Source organism: Streptomyces sp. ISL-87 (assembly GCF_018614095.1).
Classification (GTDB): Bacteria; Actinomycetota; Actinomycetes; order Streptomycetales; family Streptomycetaceae; genus Streptomyces.
Genome location: NZ_JAGGOY010000131.1, coordinates 30,969 through 46,034, shown reverse-complemented (window position 1 = coordinate 46,034; position 15,066 = coordinate 30,969). Strand labels below are relative to the sequence as shown.

Here is a 15,066-nt window from a genome sequence, read left to right as displayed (position 1 = left end):
GCGCGCCGGCTCAGCCGCCGAAGAGCGGGCCGCTCGGCCAGATCGGGGACGAGGCGACCTCGGACCACTCCGGGTCGCCCCGACCCGGCAGGGTGCGGCCGTCGTCGGCCCAGCGGGCCAGTAGTGCGCGATAGATCGGCGGATCCGGGTACCGCTGCTGCTGAACCGATTCTTCGTGGCCGGGCGGCGTCGGCCGGCGACGGCGTCCCGTCCGCGGCGTGGCAGTCTCAAGCGTGGTCATACCCGGCCAACGCGAGACCCGACCCACGGTAATCGCCCCCGCCGCGCGCCCATGCGTTCGACCTGTCCCCGTCGTAGGCGCGCCCTCCCGGTCCAGTACCCCCGCACCGGCCGCCTCTCCGTCGCGCGCGCCCTGGTGCAGGCCATCCGCCGGCGCACGCCCCCTGTGGTCGGGGGGGTGCTCCGGGGTGGCCCCACCCCGGACTCCGGTTCGATCGCGGCCGACGGAATGGCAGGGAGTGCCCCGCTGGCAGGCCGTGCCAGAGTATGGCCTCCGGCCCCGTTTCTGACGTACCGTCATATCCGCCGATCCGCCCGCCCCCGCGCCCAGGAGGTTTGCCATGCCCGCGGACCGCCCCATATCCCTTGACGAATACCCCATCCACCAGGCCCCATTGTCGATGAAGCACCTCGTCAGCGGTGACCGCAACGCCTACGACCGCTGCATCTTCCACGTCTTTGATCACGCCGGCCGGGCCGTGCTGATCCTCGGGCTCGGTGTCTACCCCAACGCCGGGGTCATCGACGCCTACGCCACCCTCCGCGTCGGCGACGAACTCCTCGCCGTCCGTGCCTCCGACGCCCTCACCGACGACCGCATGAACCTCTCCGTCGGGCCGCTCCGGATCATCGTCGACGAACCCCTGAAGCGGATCACCCTCCAGTGCGACGCCGACCCCGCCGACCCCGACGGGCTCTCCTACGACGTCACCTGGACCGCCGAGTTCCCCGCCGTCTGGGAGCCCCACCACGTCCAGCGCCGCGGCGACCGCCTCATGCTCGAAGGCCGCCGCTTCGTCCAGGCCGGCCACGTCACCGGAACCATCCGCGCCAAGGGCGAGGGGTTCACCCTCACACCCCACGAGTGGACCGGAACCCGCGACCGCAGCTGGGGCGTGCGCCCGATACCCGGCGAGGACGGCGGCCGGGCCGCCGAGGAGTACCGCCCCGAGGGCTTCCACTGGCTCTGGATCCCCGTCCGCTTCGAGGACCGCTTCCTCATGGTCATCGCCCAGGAGGACGCCGACGGCCACCGCACCCTCAACGAGGCCGTCCAGGTCTTCCCCGAGGGCAGCGGCCGCCAGGACGTCCAACTCGGCTGGCCGCACACCGAGATCCGCTACCGCCCCGGCAGCCGCCACCCCGACAGCGCCGTCGTCCACCTCACCGACCCGGCCCGCAAATCCCTCGAACTCGGCGTGGAGATCCTCAATTCCTCCCCGCTCGCCATCGGCGCCGGCTACCCGCCCGCCGCCGACTGGCAGCACGGCACCTGGCAGGGCCGCGGCTGGACCGACCGCCGCGTCTACGACCTGTCCGACCCCGGCGCCCACCCCATGGCCGCCTTCGGGGTGACCGACCACTCCGCCCGCTTCACCCTCGACGGGCAGATCGGCCACGGCATCTTCGAGCACGGCAGCTTCGGCCGCCACGACCCCAGCGGCTTCACCGACTACAGCTCCGTCGCCCAGTAGAAGCACACGCAGGAACGCACATAGGGCCACACGTACGGCCACACGTAGGAAAGGGGTAGTCATGGCAGCATCGGCACCACGTCCCCGCACCTCCACCCGCGAGCCCGAGGAACTCGGCCGACGCCTCGCGGCCTGGCTCGACACCACGCTCCCCGGCGCGAAGGTCGCGGGCGTCTCCGTCCCCGCCTCCAACGGCATGTCCAGCGAAACCCTGCTCTTCGACATCGAGCACCCCGACGCCCCGGTCCGCGCCTGCGCCCTGCGCCTCGCCGCCGACCCGGCCGCCTACACCGTGTTCCCCACCTACGACATGCCCCGCCAGCACCGCGTGATGAGCCTAGTCGCCGCCCACACCGACCTGCCCGTCCCGCGCGTGCTGTGGCTGGAGGAGGACCCCGCCCCGCTCGGCGCGCCGTTCTTCGTCATGGCCCGTGCCGAGGGCCGGGTCCCGCCCGACGTCATGCCCTACACCTACGAGGGCAACTGGCTGCACTCCGCCACCGACGCCGAACGCGCCGCACTCCAGGAGGCCAGCATCTCCCTGCTCGCCCGGCTGCACGACCAGTTCCCCGCCAAGGAGGCCGAGTTCCTCCTCCCCGAGGGCACGGGCAGTCCGCTGCGCCGGCACGTCGACGCCCAACACGCCTACTACGCCTGGGTGGTCGGCGGCCTGGCCCCCTCCCCGCTGCTGGAGCGGGCGTTCGACCGGCTGGAGGAACTCTGGCCGGTGGACGAGGGCCCGGCCGTCCTCAACTGGGGTGACGCCCGCATCGGCAACGTCATCTACGAGCCCGACGGCTTCGCCCCCGTCGCCGTCCTCGACTGGGAGATGGCGGCGTACGCCCCGCGCGAGGTGGACCTCGGCTGGACCGTCTACCTCCACCGCTTCTTCCAGGACTTGACCGTCGGCTTCGGCCAGCCTGGCCTGCCCGACTTCCTGCGCCGCGAGGACCTGGAGCGCCGGTACGCCGAACTCACCGGGCACACTCCGCGGGACATGGAATTCCACACCCTCTACGCCGCCCTGCGGCACGGGATCGTGATGCTGCGCATCGCCTACCGGCAGGCGCACTTCGGCGAGGTCGAGGTACCGGCGGATCCGGACAGCCTGATCCTGCACCACGCCAGCCTCGCCGCCATGGTGCAGGGAACGTACTGGTAGGACGGGTAGACCGGGTAGGCCGGCTACGTCAGGTCAGGCAGCCTGGGCGTGCTGCCGCATCTGCGGCAGCACCGCCGGCACGGGCATCCGTACGGGACGCGAGCCCGGACCGCCGACGTGCGAGAACGGCTGCGTCCGCCAGTCCAGCCCCTGCGGCAGCGTCAGCAGTACGACGGGCTCCAGCTCCTGCACGCCCTCCGGCTGGAGCATGCCCACGGTCGGCAGCGCCTCGGAGGCCGGCCGGCCCGTACCCGCGCACACCGTGAGCCCGAAGGGGTTCCACGGGGTCAGGCAGAGCGCGTGCTCCGGGAGGTGCTCCTCGTCGGCGACGAGGGCGATGGCCTGGCCGCAGTCGGGGCAGATCGCGTGGTGGATCTCGAAGCCCTCGGCGTCTTCGAGGTAATCGTCATCCTCGGAATCGAGAAGTTCGAGGGGCTCCGGTTCGGTGCGACCGGCGCGCTTGGTGTTCAGCATGGATGTACTCCCCCTTGGGTCGGCCGGGCGGGCAGTTCCTTCAGCCACGGCCACAGCAAGCACTTCCCGTCGCGCGGCACGAGTAACCGCGACAGACCGGCATAGGCCCGCAGAGGCTTGTGGCCTTGGTCACATGCCCGGTGCAGGTGCCAGTTCATCCGTGGACACCGCTGGGCGTGGAGCGGTGTTGGGCCGTAGGTTGTGCGGCTATGAGCGCAATGGAGGAGCTGGACCGCCAGATCGTTGATCTGCTCGTGCGGGACGGGCGGATGAGCTACACGGATCTGGGCAAGGCCACCGGACTGTCCACGTCGGCAGTCCATCAGCGAGTACGCCGCCTGGAGCAGCGCGGGGTGATCCGCGGATACGCGGCCGTCGTCGACCCCGAGGCCGTCGGGCTGCCCCTGACCGCCTTCATCTCGGTCAAGCCCTTCGACCCGAGCGCCCCGGACGACATCGCGGACCGCCTGGCCGGCGTCCCCGAGATCGAGGCCTGCCACAGCGTCGCGGGCGACGAGAACTACATCCTCAAGGTCCGCGTGGCCACCCCGCTGGAACTGGAAGACCTCCTGGGCCGCCTGCGCGCCCTGGCACACGTGTCCACCCGCACGACGGTGGTCCTCTCGACCCCGTACGAGTCCCGCCCGCCCCGGGTGTGATTCCCCCTTCCTGAAGCGGCGGGCGGCGGCGGGCTTCCTGACGCGGCGGGCCGCGGCGGGCGGCGGGCGGCGGCGGGCCCGGGACGGTCCGCCCGGGGGCCGTGTTCGGACCGCGCACGCGGACCCGCGAGACTGTTCCGCATGACTGACCGCACCGCCGACTCCGCCACCGCCGCCGGAACCCACCGCACCGTCCTCCTCCGCGGCGGCGAAGTGCACAGCCCCGCCGACCCCTTCGCCACCGCGATGGTCGTCGAGCGCGGCCACATCGCCTGGGTCGGCTCCGAAGGCGCCGCCGACGCCTTCGCGCAGGGCGTCGACGAGGTCGTCGACCTCGCCGGGGCGCTCGTCACTCCCGCCTTCACCGACGCCCACGTCCACACCACCTCCGCCGGCCTCGCCCTCACCGGGCTGGACCTGTCCGGGGCCCGTTCCCTTCAGGACGCCCTCGCCCGCGTCCGCGCGTACGCCGACAGCCGTCCCGCCGACCGGGTGCTCCTCGGCCACGGCTGGGACGCCGCCCGCTGGCCCGAGCGGCGCGCCCCGCGCCGGGAGGAGCTCGACCGGGCCACCGGCGGCCGCCCGCTCTACCTCAGCCGGATCGACGTGCACTCGGCGGTCGTCACCACCGCCCTGCTCGACCTGGTCCCCGGCATGTCCGATCTGCGTACGGAAGCCGACGAGCCGCTGATCCGCGACGCCCACCACGCCGTACGGGCCGCGGCGCTCGACGCCGTCACCCCGGCCCAGCGCGCCGAGGCCCAGCGGGCCGCCCTGGACCGGGCCGCCTCCCTCGGCATCGGCTCCGTGCACGAGTGCGGCGGCCCCGGCATCTCCTCCGCCGAGGACTTCACCGCCCTGCTCGAACTCGCCGCGGGCCGCCCCGGGCCGCGCGTCTTCGGGTACTGGGCCGACCGGGACCTCGCCCAGGCCAAGGCGCTCGGCGCGGTCGGCGCCGCCGGCGACCTCTTCGTGGACGGAGCCCTCGGCTCGCACACCGCCTGTCTGCACGCCCCGTACGCCGACGCCGGCCACAGCGGCACCGGCTACCTCGACGCGCACGCCGTGGCGGAACACATCGCCGCCTGCACCGAGGCGGGCCTCCAGGCCGGCTTCCACGCCATCGGCGACGCCGCGATCAGCGCCGTCGTCGAGGGCGCCCGGGCGGCCGCCGAGAAGGTGGGCCTCGCCCGCGTCCGCGCCGCCCGGCACCGCGTCGAGCACGCCGAGATGATGACCCCGGCCACCATCGCCGCCTTCGCGGAACTCGGCCTGACCGCCTCCGTGCAGCCCGCCTTCGACGCGGCCTGGGGCGGCGAGAACGGCATGTACGCGGACCGGCTGGGCATCGAGCGCGCCCGTACCCTCAACCCCTTCGCCGCCCTGCTCAAGGCCGGCGTTCCCCTCGCCTTCGGCTCCGACGCGCCGGTCACCCCGCTGGACCCCTGGGGCACCGTCCGGGCGGCCGCCTTCCACCGGACGCCCGAGCACCGGATCTCCGTACGCGCCGCCTTCGCCGCCCACACCCGCGGCGGCTGGCGGGCCCTGGGCAGGGACGACGCGGGCATCCTCGTTCCCGGCGCCCCGGCCGACTACGCCCTGTGGCAGACCGAAGAACTGGTGGTCCAGGCCCCCGACGACAGGGTCGCCCGCTGGTCCACAGACCCCCGGTCCGGCACCCCCGGACTGCCCGACCTGACCCCCGGCCGGGACCTGCCGGTGTGCCTGGCCACGGTCGTCGGCGGCCGGGAGGTATTCGTACGCCCACAGGGGTGATCCGGCGGGCCTCGGTTCGGTACGGGCGGCCGGACCCGGATAGGTTCGGCCGGGTCCACCACAGGACGTCCGTACCGGACGGATCCGTCCGCTCAGCGCGCCCGCGCCTCGGGGGCGAGGGAAGGCTTCACCGGGCGGCGGGTGGCCCTGGATCGGGGGCCGGCGGTCCAGTAGACAACGGTCACGGCGGCCCGCAGCCAGCGGGAACCGGACCGGCCCGAAGGACCCCGGGCCCCGATCGCTGTTCTAAAATCAACCTGCTGTGACTGGACGGCGCACGAGAACACACAAGGGGACCCAGTGAGTGACGGCGGACAGCGGAGCCACGGACCGCTCGGCACGGCCTTGGTGATCATCCCGACCTACAACGAGGCCGAGAACATCGGGCTGATCGTCGGACGCGTACGCGCGGCGGTACCCGAGGCGCACGTCCTGGTCGCCGACGACAACAGCCCCGACGGAACGGGCAAGCTCGCCGACGAGCTCGCCTCCGCCGACGACCAGGTCCACGTCCTGCACCGCAAGGGCAAGGAAGGCCTCGGCGCCGCCTACCTCGCGGGCTTCGACTGGGCCCTGGAGCGCGACTACGGCGTGATCGTCGAGATGGACGCCGACGGCTCCCACCAGCCCGAGGAACTGCCCAGGCTGCTCACCGCGCTCGCCGGCGCCGACCTGGTGCTGGGCTCCCGCTGGGTGCCGGGCGGCCGCGTCGTCAACTGGCCCAAGAGCCGCGAGTTCCTCTCGCGCGGCGGGTCCACGTACTCCCGGCTGCTGCTGGACGTCCCGATCCGCGACGTGACCGGCGGCTACCGTGCCTTCCGCCGCGAGACCCTGGAGGGGCTGGGCCTGAGGGACGTGGCCTCCGCGGGCTACTGCTTCCAGGTCGACCTCGCCCGCCGGGCCATCGGCAAGGGTTTCCGCGTGGTGGAGGTGCCCATCACCTTCGTCGAGCGGGAGTTCGGCGACAGCAAGATGAGCAAGGACATCGTGGTGGAGGCCCTGTGGCGGGTCACCCAGTGGGGCCTCAAGTCGCGCGCGGCCAAGCTGACGGGCCTCGGCAAGGGCTGACAGCCCCGCCAGGGGGCGCAGTCCCGGCTGTGACGCCCTTAGGGGTTGTCCGGTACCTCCGACTGAGGCCGCTTTTACACCGGCCCAGGCACACTGGGGGAATGACGACCGGCGTTCCCCTTTCGACGGCCCCCCGGCGGCGCTCGCCCGCCCGCACGTTCCTCCCCCTGGCGGTCGCCGCCTGGCTGATCATGGAGATCTGGCTGCTCAGCCTGGTCGCCGGCGCCGCAGGCGGGCTGACCGTCTTCGCGCTGCTCGCGGGCGGGATGGTGCTGGGTGTGGTGGTCATCAAGCGCGCGGGGCGGCGTGCCTTCAAGAACCTGGCCGACACCTTCCAGCAGGCTCAGCGGGGGCAGCAGCCGACACCGCAACAGCCGGGCACCGGCAACGGCCTCACCATGCTGGCCGGCCTGCTCCTGATCATGCCGGGCCTGCTCTCCGACCTGGCGGGCCTGTTCTGCCTGCTCCCGCCCGTCCGGGCCTGGATCGGCCGCCGCGCCGCCCGCTCGCTGGAGCGCAAGATGGCCTCGGCGCCGGCGGGCAGCTTCGGCGACGCCTTCCAGCAGGCCCGTATCCGCTACCCGGACGGCAAGGTCGTCCAGGGCGAGGTCATCCGCGAGGACCGGCCGCACCAGCCGGGCCCGGCCGGCCCCGACACCGGGTACCGGGCGCCGCTGACCCCCTGACGGCGTACCCGCACAGCTGACCGGCGTACAGGACAAAAGCCGAGGGCCCCCGCCACAAGAAGTGGCGGGGGCCCTCGACTTTGTTCTACGTCCGGCTGTCAGGCGGACTTGCGGCTGTCCCGCGGATGCACGGCAATGTTCATGGCGCCGGAGCGCAGGACCGCCAGCCTCTCGGCCAGCACTTCCTCCAGCTCCTCGCGGGTGCGCCGCTCCATGAGCATGTCCCAGTGCGTTCGCGCAGGCTTGCCCTTCTTCTCTTCGGGCCCGTCCCCGTCAACCAGGAGTGCCATGGCGCCGCACGCCTTGCACTCCCACTCCGGCGGAATTTCTGCCTCAACCGAGAACGGCATCTCAAATCGATGTCCGTTCTGGCATGCGTACTCCACCGCCTGGCGCGGGGCCAGATCGATGCCGCGGTCCGTCTCGTAGCTGGTAACCACGAGCCGCGTACCGCGGAGAGCTCGCTCACTCATGAATCGTGCCTCCCGGGCTTGTCGCCCACAGGACAGGTGTCGCTGTCGTCGTCATCCGGTCAACGTCCGGTCGGCGGTATAGATTCCCGCTCCGGGTCAATGCGTCGCCCGTCGTGCCGCCCCTTGTTGTACCCACCAATGCCCGTTTTGTCACATCTGGCAGCAGATGTCACCCAACGTCTTTACTTCTTTAGCGCGCAGTAACGGTCCGCCTGGCAGGCCAAAGGCGTACACTACCGGGCCTTCGCTTCAACGTCGAAATCCGTTCGGAAATCGTTAGTGGATTCGGTCCGCGAGCACGGCCGGATCCCGCTCAGATCCGCTCCGGAACAGGATTGCCCGCCGCCTCCACCGCGCGCCGCACCGGCACCCTCGCCAGCAGCACGAAACCCAGTACGAAGAAGACCACCAACGAGATGATCGCGTCCCGGTAGCTGCCCGTGACCTGGTAGGTCAGGCCGAAGACCAGCGGCCCCACCCAGCTCAGCCCCCGGTCGCTCATCTCGTACGCGGAGAAGTACTCGGCCTCCTTGCCGGCCGGCACCAGGTGCGAGAACAGCGAGCGCGACAGCGCCTGACTGCCGCCCAGCACCAGTCCGATCATCGCGGCGAGTGCGAAGAACCACACCGGCGTCCGCGCCGGCAGGAAGTATCCGGCCCCCAGCGTGAGGCCCCAGGCGGCCAGCGACCCGAGAATCGTCCGCTTGGCGCCGTACTCGCGGGCCAGCCGGCCCATCCCCAGCGCCCCGGCCACGGCCAGGATCTGGACCAGCAGCACCGCCACGATCAGCGTGGACTGCTCCAGCTCCAGCTCCTCCGAGCCGTAGACCGAGGCCTGGGAGATCACCGTCTGCACGCCGTCGTTGTAGATCAGGTACGCCAGCAGGAACGACAGGGTCAGCGGATAGCGCCGCATGTCCTTCAGGGTGGCGACGAGCTGCTTCCAGCCGCTGACGGCCGGTGCGCTCCCGTCCTCCCCGCTCCCGTCCTCCCCGCTCACCCTCTCCGGTATGGCCGCCCGGTCCCGCAGCCGCCGCAGCGGGATGATCGCGAAGGCCCCCCACCACAGGCCCGCCGACGCCAGGCATATCCGGACCGCCGCGCCCTCGGAGAGGCCGAAGGAGTCGTGTCCCTGGAAGAGCACCAGGTTCAGTACGAGTACGAACGCGCCCGCGGTGTAGCCGAAGGCCCAGCCCCGCGAGGAGACGGAGTCCCGCTCGTCCGGGGTGGAGATCTGCGGCAGGTAGGCGTTGTAGAGCACCATCGAGACCGAGAGCGAGGCGTTCGCGACGATCAGCAGCAGCCCGCCCAGCAGATAGCGCTCTCCGCCCAGGAAGAACATTCCGGCCGTCGCCGTCGCGCCCGTGTACGCCGCGGCCGCCAGCAACGGCTTCTTGCGGCCGCTGCGGTCCGCGAGAGCGCCCACCAGCGGCATGATCAGCACGGCCACGATCACCGAGACCGACACCGAGTACGCGAAGAAGGACCCGGCCCGGACCGGGATGCCCAGCGGGTGGACGTAGCCCCCGGCGTCCGCGGCGGCCTTGGCCACCGAGGTCAGGTACGGCCCGAGGAACACCGTGAGCACGCTCGACGAGTAGACCGAGCAGGCGAAATCGTAGAAGTACCAGCCGTGCTGTTCGCGCTTGCGCGCGGCGACCGCGGCTCTGCCGTCCTCGGCCCCCGGTTCCGCCTCGTCCGTCGTCTGCGCACTCATGAGCGCCCCTTCGCTGGTCCCCGTACCGCTCCGGCCGCCCCACCGGGCACGGAGGCCGGTGAGCGGTCAGGCCCAGGCCCCGCGCCGGTCCAGCACCGTGCGCAAGATGTCGATCTGGTCGGTCATGATGCCATCGACACCCAGGTCGAGCAGAGCCTCCATACGTTCCGGTTCGTTCACGGTCCAGACGTGTACCTGGAGTCCCCGTTCGTGTGCGGTCCGTACGAAGCGCCGGTCGACGACGCGGATGCCCGCCTGGGTCTCCGGAACCTGCGCCGCCACCGCTCCGACCCGCAGCGCCGCGGGGATCGCGAACGAGCGCAGCCGCAGGCCCACCACCCCGCGCACCCCGTACGAGGTCGCCAGCCGCGGGCCGGCGGTCTTCTGCGCCCGGGCCACCCGGCTCTCCGAGAACGAGCCCACGCACACCCGGTCCCAGACCCCGGCCCGCGCGATCAGATTGACCAGGGGGTGCACCGCCGACTCGGCCTTGATGTCGATGTTCCAGCGGGCGTCCGGGAACTCCTCCAGCAGCTCCTCGAACAGCGGCAGCGGCTCGCCGCCGCCCACCCGGGCCTCCCGCACCCGGCTCCAGGGCAGCTCGGCGATCCGGCCCCGCGTGTCGGTGACCCGGTCCAGGGTGGAGTCGTGGAAGGCCACCAGCTTCCCGTCGACCGTGGCGTGCACATCGGTCTCGAAATACCGGTAGCCCGCCCCGGCCGCCCGGCGGAAGGCGGCGGCGGTGTTCTCCAGCCCGTCCGCGGCCCCTCCCCGGTGCGCGAAGGGGATCGGAGCCGGATGGTCCAGATACGGGTGCCGAAGGCGTACGTGCGTCACGGCGGCAGTATGCCCCCTGGATCCGGTGGGGCGGGAGCGGCTCGATGGCCGGGCGGTGAACGGCCGCGCACCTCTGGTCCGATGGACCGCTCCATGGCACCCTGTGGCTCAGGAAGCAATCCAATACCGGTGGCACGCAGGGGCCGGTCAGGGCCAATTCGACAAAGGTGGACCGGACGTCATGGCAGAGTGGACCTCGGCGGTGGGTGCCGCACAGCTCGCCCGTCTCATCACCTCCCAGCAGGAGCGGCCCGGCGTGCCGGGCACCCGCAAGCCGCCCGCGTACCGCTCGCTCGCCGACGGAATCCGGCTGCTCGTCCTCGAAGGCCGCGTCCCGGTCGCCGCCCGGCTGCCCGCCGAGCGGGAGCTCGCCGTCGCCCTCTCCCTCAGCCGCACCACCGTCGCCGCGGCCTACGAGGCCCTGCGCGGCGAGGGTTTCCTGGAATCCCGCCGGGGCGCCGGCAGCTGGACCTCCGTGCCGGCCGGGAACCCGCTGCCCGCCCGCGGCCTGGAACCCCTGCCGCCCGAGTCCCTCGGCTCGATGATCGACCTCGGCTGCGCGGCCCTCCCGGCCCCCGAGCCCTGGCTCACCAAGGCCGTCCAGGGAGCGCTGGAAGAGCTCCCGCCGTACGCGCACACCCACGGCGACTACCCCGCCGGGCTGCCCGCGCTGCGCCGGATGCTCGCCGACCGCTACACCGAGCGCGGCATCCCGACCATGCCCGAGCAGATCATGGTCACCACCGGTGCGATGGGCGCCATCGACGCCATCTGCAGCCTGTTCGCGGGCCGCGGGGAGCGGATCGCCGTCGAGTCCCCTTCCTACGCCAACATCCTTCAGCTGATGCGCGCCGCCGGGGTCCGCCTCGTGCCGGTCGCGATGGGTGACGGGCTGAGCGGCTGGGACATGGACGTGTGGCGGCAGGTGCTGCGCGACTCCGCGCCCCGCCTGGCGTACGTCGTCGCCGACTTCCACAACCCGACCGGCGCGCTGGCCTCCGAGGAGCAGCGCCGCGCCATGGTGGCGGCCGCCCGCTCGGCCGGCACCGTACTGATCGCCGACGAGACCATGGCCGAGCTCCAGCTGGACCCGGACCTGGACATGCCGCGGCCGGTGTGCTCCTTCGACCCGGCCGGCTCGACCGTGATCACCGTCGGCTCCGCCAGCAAGGCCTTCTGGGCGGGGATGCGGATCGGCTGGGTCCGGGCGGCGCCCGATGTGATCCGGAGCCTGGTCGCGGCGCGTGCGTACGCCGATCTGGGCACCCCGGTGCTGGAGCAGCTCGCGGTGAACTGGCTGATGCGGACCGGGGGCTGGCAGGAGGCCGTCGGGATCCGCCGCGACCAGGCCCGGGAGAACCGGGACGCGCTGGTGACGGCGGTGCGCAGGGAGCTGCCGGACTGGGAGTTCGCGGTCCCGAAGGGCGGGCTGACGCTCTGGGCCCGCGCGGGCGGGCTGTCCGGCTCACGGCTGGCCGAGGTGGGGGAGCGGGTCGGCGTACGGGTCCCCTCGGGGCCGCGGTTCGGCGTGGACGGGGCCTTCGAGGGCTACGTCCGGCTGCCGTTCACCGTCGGCGGCCCGGTGGCCGAGGAGGCCGCGGCCCGACTGGCGTCGGCGGCCCGCCTGGTCGGCACGGGCGCGGGCGGCAGCGGCGCGGAGCCGCCGCGCACGTTCGTCGCGTAGAGGCGGGGCCGGGGCGCCTACCGGCGCGGGGCCTGTGGGGTTGTGCGGGGCCTGTGAGTGTGTGGGGCCTGCTGGGCCTGTGGGTGTAGGGGGGCCTTTTACGGGGGCCTGCGGGGGAGTGCCGGGCCTGCCGGGCTTACGGCGCCTCGGCCGGGACCTCCGGGATCTCCGTGGCGTCGATCGCCGGGCCCTGGGCCTGGGCCGGGGGCTGGTGGCCCTGGAGCGTCTTGGCCAGCGTGACGCGCCCCGGCGCCCCCGGGCCGGGCTGCTGCCGTGCGGGCAGCAGCTCCAGTACCGCCTGCCGGTACGCCGGGTGCGTGGCGTCGTCGTACGGGTCGGGCGTGGCGGGCACCTGCAACCGGTGGACGGGACCCGTGCCGAGCCGGGCGTACCCGCGTCCGGGCGGCACCTGCGCGGTCGGGGTGGTGTGCGGCGGCAGGCCCAGTACGTCGGCGATCTGCTGGATCGAGGCGGGCCCGAGTACGACCCGGGCCCGGGTGTGCTGCCAGACGGTGTCGTTCAGCAGCTCGAGGTGGTCGAACTGCTCGGCCACCACCACCGTGATGTGCCCGGTGCGGCCGTGCCGCAGCGGCACCTGGAGCTGGGCGAGCGGGTCCGGGGCCCCCTCGGCGGCCGCGAGGTGCGCGAGCGCGCTGGGCCGGTCCAGCAGGATCCACAGCGGGTGCCGGGTGTCCTCGGGCGCGGGGCGGCCGGACTCGCGAGCCCGGTGCGTGGCGATCAGGCGCCGCTCGGTCTCGTTCGCGGCCCACTCCAGGGTGGCCAGCGCCCCGCTCAGGCCGCATTCCACGGCGAGGACGCCGGTACGGCCGGAGAGGCAGGAGTACTCGCCGCTGCCGCCGCCCTCGACGATCAGTACGTCGCCCCCGTGCTGGAGGGCCTGCAAGGCGATCGAGCGGAGCAGGGTGGAGGTGCCGCTGCCGGGCTGGCCCACGGCCAGCAGATGGGGTTCGGTGGACCGGGGGCCGGTGCGCCAGATCACCGGCGGCACGTCGCGGGGCTCGTCGGCCTCCAGGACGGGCAGGGTGCGCTGCACGCTCCGGGCGTCGGTGAAACCGAGCACGGTCTCGCCGGGCGAGGTGACGAACGGCTGGGCGGCGATGCCCGTCGGCAGCGCCGCCAGCACACTCAGGTCGAGCTGGTTGCCCTCCTCGTCCCAGTCGAAGAGATACTCCCGTCCGCGCCCGGACTTGGCGTGCAGCAGTGCCTCGATCCGGGCCCTCGATGCGGCCTCGCCATCGGTGAAGTAGGCCGGGTAGCGGATGCGCAGCCGGGTGACGCGGCCCGCCTCGTCGAACTCGTAGCCGCTGAAGGCCTGCTCCCAGTCCCCGCCGTGAGCGAAGAGCGGTCTCGGGTCCTCCGGGATGGAGAAGTACGGCACGAGGGCTTCGTAGAGGGAGCCGAGCCGCTCGGTCTCGGCATCGCTGGGCCCGGACTTCGCCGGGGTGCGGTCGCGTCCCTGCCAGGCTGCCGCCGCCATGAGGGTGATCAGGGCGCACAGCGGGCCGTAGGGGACGAGCGCGACCACGAGGACGCAGGCGGCTCCCAGGAACAGCGCGGGACCACGCTTGTCCTTGGGGGTCTCGGCCCATTTGCGCCGCCCGGCCGAAGCCAGGATGCGCAGGCCGCGTCCGATGGTGAGGAGCGGATGGAGAACGTCCGTGGCGCTGTCGGCGGCCGTGCGAGCGAAGTCGCGGCCCCGGGCCAGCGACGTTGTGCCGCTGCTGAGAATGCGGGGAAGTGGGCGCCTGGCCACGGGCGTCTCCTGGAGTTGTGGGTGGGGCGGGACGGTGCGGTCGGGGGGCCCTAGAGCTTGATCCCGCCGAGAAGGCTCGCGAGGCTCGCGGTGCTCGCCGTGATGCTGGGGGCGATGGCGGAGCCGGCGAGGAAGAAGCCGAAGAGCGCGCAGACGAAGGCGTGCGTCAGCTTCATCCCGTCCTTCTTGAAGAACAGGAAGCAGATGATGCCGAGCAGGACGACGCCTGAGATGGACAGGACCATGAGAGGTTCTCCTGGTGGGTGGGGACAGTCACCATCAGTTGTTCCAGGCTCACAGGAAGTATCAATGCGACAAAAGGTGCATCCGAGTGAATCTGGGCGTTTTTCACTTGACCGGCCCCCCACCGCTGGCGCGTCCGGCGCGAAGGGGGTCAAGGGTGATCTTTGCCGCGGTCTGCCCCCGTCATGTGCGGGCCCGGGCGCTACTCTGGCGATTCACCCGTACGGATGCAGCGCCGTGCACCCCCCTGCCCGCCCGGCCTGGGGAAACTCCGTATGCCAGCAGCGAGTGAAAGGCGGTACGAACGATGAGCGAGCACACCCAGGACGGCTCCGGAGCCCAGGACGGTCCCGACGAGGACGTCATCGAACTGGCCACCAAGATCTTCGACCTCGCCCGCCAGGGTGAGACCGAGACGCTCACCGCGTACCTCGACGCCGGGGTGCCGGCGAACCTCACCAACGACCGCGGCGACACCCTCGTCATGCTGGCCGCCTACCACGGCCACGCCGACGCCGTGACGGCCCTGCTGGCCCGCGGCGCCGAGGCCGACCGCGCCAACGACCGCGGCCAGACCCCGCTCGCCGGCGCGGTCTTCAAGGGTGAGGAGGCCGTCATCCGCGCGCTGCTCGCCGGCGGCGCCGACCCGAACGCCGGAACGCCCTCCGCCGTGGACACGGCCCGCATGTTCGCCAAGACCGACCTGCTGGAACTCTTCGGAGCCAAGTAGTCCGTTTTTGGCCGTGACCTGGCACGGTCCCACTGGTCCCAGACCTCACAGGTTGGTCACGGCGGCCG

Annotated in this window: 15 protein-coding genes; 8 read left to right on the top strand and 7 right to left on the bottom strand. The window is 72.5% G+C overall.

What is annotated here, in order from left to right; translation table 11 throughout:
- Positions 1-10 precede the first annotated feature (10 nt).
- Complete coding sequence (locus tag J7I97_RS35655; protein ID WP_214943981.1) at positions 11-241, bottom strand: hypothetical protein; 231 nt, start codon at positions 239-241, stop codon at positions 11-13.
- Positions 242-581: 340 nt separating this feature from the next.
- On the opposite strand from J7I97_RS35655, the gene J7I97_RS35650 reads away from it, so the two are divergent.
- On the top strand, positions 582-1,715 hold the full coding sequence (locus J7I97_RS35650) for a hypothetical protein (RefSeq protein WP_214943979.1): 1,134 nt from the start codon (positions 582-584) through the stop codon (positions 1,713-1,715).
- 61 nt (positions 1,716-1,776) lie between these two features.
- Positions 1,777-2,877 (top strand): phosphotransferase family protein, encoded by a 1,101-nt coding sequence (locus tag J7I97_RS35645; protein WP_214943977.1) that lies wholly within the window; start codon positions 1,777-1,779, stop codon positions 2,875-2,877.
- 33 nt (positions 2,878-2,910) lie between these two features.
- Here the strand turns inward: J7I97_RS35645 and J7I97_RS35640 are convergent, their stop codons facing one another.
- On the bottom strand, positions 2,911-3,351 hold the full coding sequence (locus tag J7I97_RS35640; protein ID WP_214943975.1) for a hypothetical protein: 441 nt from the start codon (positions 3,349-3,351) through the stop codon (positions 2,911-2,913).
- A gap of 218 nt (positions 3,352-3,569) precedes the next feature.
- On the opposite strand from J7I97_RS35640, the gene J7I97_RS35635 reads away from it, so the two are divergent.
- The 4 genes from J7I97_RS35635 (at position 3,570) to fxsA (ending at position 7,540) form a co-directional block, all read left to right on the top strand.
- The gene (locus J7I97_RS35635; protein WP_214944041.1) at positions 3,570-4,010 is read left to right on the top strand and encodes an Lrp/AsnC family transcriptional regulator; all 441 of its coding nucleotides are present in this window, start codon (positions 3,570-3,572) and stop codon (positions 4,008-4,010) included.
- Between the two features lie 141 nt (positions 4,011-4,151).
- Entirely contained in the window at positions 4,152-5,786 is a 1,635-nt protein-coding gene (locus J7I97_RS35630) for an amidohydrolase (RefSeq protein ID WP_214943973.1), read from the top strand.
- Between the two features lie 300 nt (positions 5,787-6,086).
- Positions 6,087-6,854 carry a polyprenol monophosphomannose synthase gene (locus J7I97_RS35625; RefSeq protein WP_214943970.1) on the top strand — a complete coding sequence of 256 codons (768 nt, stop codon included), beginning with the start codon at positions 6,087-6,089 and terminating at the stop codon, positions 6,852-6,854.
- A 101-nt stretch (positions 6,855-6,955) separates the two neighbouring features.
- Entirely contained in the window at positions 6,956-7,540 is a 585-nt protein-coding gene (gene fxsA / locus J7I97_RS35620; RefSeq protein ID WP_214943968.1) for an FxsA family membrane protein, read from the top strand.
- 98 nt (positions 7,541-7,638) lie between these two features.
- Here the strand turns inward: fxsA and J7I97_RS35615 are convergent, their stop codons facing one another.
- The 3 genes from J7I97_RS35615 to J7I97_RS35605 form a co-directional block, all read right to left on the bottom strand.
- Complete coding sequence (locus tag J7I97_RS35615) at positions 7,639-8,013, bottom strand: RNA polymerase-binding protein RbpA (protein WP_007262928.1); 375 nt, start codon at positions 8,011-8,013, stop codon at positions 7,639-7,641.
- Positions 8,014-8,326: 313 nt separating this feature from the next.
- Positions 8,327-9,730 carry an MFS transporter gene (locus J7I97_RS35610; RefSeq protein WP_214943966.1) on the bottom strand — a complete coding sequence of 468 codons (1,404 nt, stop codon included), beginning with the start codon at positions 9,728-9,730 and terminating at the stop codon, positions 8,327-8,329.
- Between the two features lie 66 nt (positions 9,731-9,796).
- Positions 9,797-10,567: a glycerophosphodiester phosphodiesterase family protein gene (locus J7I97_RS35605; protein ID WP_214943964.1), complete on the bottom strand. Its 771-nt coding sequence runs from the start codon at positions 10,565-10,567 to the stop codon at positions 9,797-9,799.
- 181 nt (positions 10,568-10,748) lie between these two features.
- Between J7I97_RS35605 and J7I97_RS35600 the strand changes: the two genes are divergently transcribed.
- Complete coding sequence (locus tag J7I97_RS35600; RefSeq protein WP_214943962.1) at positions 10,749-12,251, top strand: PLP-dependent aminotransferase family protein; 1,503 nt, start codon at positions 10,749-10,751, stop codon at positions 12,249-12,251.
- Between the two features lie 136 nt (positions 12,252-12,387).
- Here J7I97_RS35600 and J7I97_RS35595 read toward each other — a convergent pair whose 3' ends face one another.
- Positions 12,388-14,025 carry a hypothetical protein gene (locus J7I97_RS35595; protein WP_214943960.1) on the bottom strand — a complete coding sequence of 546 codons (1,638 nt, stop codon included), beginning with the start codon at positions 14,023-14,025 and terminating at the stop codon, positions 12,388-12,390.
- 50 nt (positions 14,026-14,075) lie between these two features.
- A complete protein-coding gene (locus J7I97_RS35590; RefSeq protein WP_007262923.1) occupies positions 14,076-14,270 on the bottom strand; it encodes a hypothetical protein in 195 nt (64 codons plus the stop codon).
- 305 nt (positions 14,271-14,575) lie between these two features.
- On the opposite strand from J7I97_RS35590, the gene J7I97_RS35585 reads away from it, so the two are divergent.
- The gene (locus J7I97_RS35585) at positions 14,576-14,998 is read left to right on the top strand and encodes an ankyrin repeat domain-containing protein (protein ID WP_214943957.1); all 423 of its coding nucleotides are present in this window, start codon (positions 14,576-14,578) and stop codon (positions 14,996-14,998) included.
- Positions 14,999-15,066: the final 68 nt, after the last annotated feature.

Excerpts from the sequence above, each read along its gene's own strand:
- J7I97_RS35655 (WP_214943981.1), bottom strand. The coding sequence starts at position 241 with ATGACCACGCTTGAGACTGCCACGCCGCGGACGGGACGCCGTCGCCGG.
- J7I97_RS35650 (WP_214943979.1), top strand. The coding sequence starts at position 582 with ATGCCCGCGGACCGCCCCATATCCCTTGACGAATACCCCATCCACCAG.
- J7I97_RS35645 (WP_214943977.1), top strand. The coding sequence starts at position 1,777 with ATGGCAGCATCGGCACCACGTCCCCGCACCTCCACCCGCGAGCCCGAG.
- J7I97_RS35640 (WP_214943975.1), bottom strand. The coding sequence starts at position 3,351 with ATGCTGAACACCAAGCGCGCCGGTCGCACCGAACCGGAGCCCCTCGAA.
- J7I97_RS35635 (WP_214944041.1), top strand. The coding sequence starts at position 3,570 with ATGGAGGAGCTGGACCGCCAGATCGTTGATCTGCTCGTGCGGGACGGG.
- J7I97_RS35630 (WP_214943973.1), top strand. The coding sequence starts at position 4,152 with ATGACTGACCGCACCGCCGACTCCGCCACCGCCGCCGGAACCCACCGC.
- fxsA (WP_214943968.1), top strand. The coding sequence starts at position 6,956 with ATGACGACCGGCGTTCCCCTTTCGACGGCCCCCCGGCGGCGCTCGCCC.
- J7I97_RS35615 (WP_007262928.1), bottom strand. The coding sequence starts at position 8,013 with ATGAGTGAGCGAGCTCTCCGCGGTACGCGGCTCGTGGTTACCAGCTAC.
- J7I97_RS35610 (WP_214943966.1), bottom strand. The coding sequence starts at position 9,730 with ATGAGTGCGCAGACGACGGACGAGGCGGAACCGGGGGCCGAGGACGGC.
- J7I97_RS35600 (WP_214943962.1), top strand. The coding sequence starts at position 10,749 with ATGGCAGAGTGGACCTCGGCGGTGGGTGCCGCACAGCTCGCCCGTCTC.
- J7I97_RS35590 (WP_007262923.1), bottom strand. The coding sequence starts at position 14,270 with ATGGTCCTGTCCATCTCAGGCGTCGTCCTGCTCGGCATCATCTGCTTC.
- J7I97_RS35585 (WP_214943957.1), top strand. The coding sequence starts at position 14,576 with ATGAGCGAGCACACCCAGGACGGCTCCGGAGCCCAGGACGGTCCCGAC.